This is a genomic window from Stenotrophomonas maltophilia, assembly GCF_001676385.1.
Taxonomy (GTDB): domain Bacteria; phylum Pseudomonadota; class Gammaproteobacteria; order Xanthomonadales; family Xanthomonadaceae; genus Stenotrophomonas; species Stenotrophomonas maltophilia_J.
Genome location: NZ_LYVJ01000029.1, coordinates 1 through 433, shown reverse-complemented (window position 1 = coordinate 433; position 433 = coordinate 1). Strand labels below are relative to the sequence as shown.

The 433-nt window shown below is 66.3% G+C and carries 1 protein-coding gene and 1 pseudogene; both read left to right on the top strand.

Translation table 11 applies throughout. The features are described 5' to 3' along the window. Nucleotides 1-147, top strand: a pseudogene (locus tag A9K58_RS19615) (LLM class flavin-dependent oxidoreductase); the annotation flags it as partial. Nucleotides 148-217: 70 nt separating this feature from the next. Continuing rightward, on the top strand, nt 218-433 hold a 216-nt coding region (locus tag A9K58_RS18785), incomplete at its 3' end, for a pyridoxamine 5'-phosphate oxidase family protein (protein ID WP_196769217.1).

Here is a 433-nt window from a genome sequence, read left to right as displayed (position 1 = left end):
CAGCAGGTGGCCGAGGGTATCGCCGCTTTCGTTGAGCGGCACAAGCCTGACGAGCTGATGCTTACTGCCAACCTGTATGACCATCGTGCGCGCCTGCGTTCCTTCGAGCTGGCGATGAACGCCTGGCATGGCCGCCACGCGGGCTGAACAACCGCGTCACGGCCCGTTGCGGCCGATCCGCGTCTGATGGGGGCTCCCCACTTCTGGAGTCCCCACCATGGCCGAGACCCGCGCCGAACACATTGCCCAGCTGGCTGAACTGATCAAGGACGTGGAGGTGGCGATGTTCACCACCACCGGCGTCGACGGGCGACTCTACAGCCGGCCGTTGGCCACCCAGCAGGTCGCCTTCGACGGTGACCTGTGGTTCGTGATCACCGCCGACAGCCCGAAGGTGGCCGAGATCGCGCTCGACCCGCGCGTCAATGTGGCC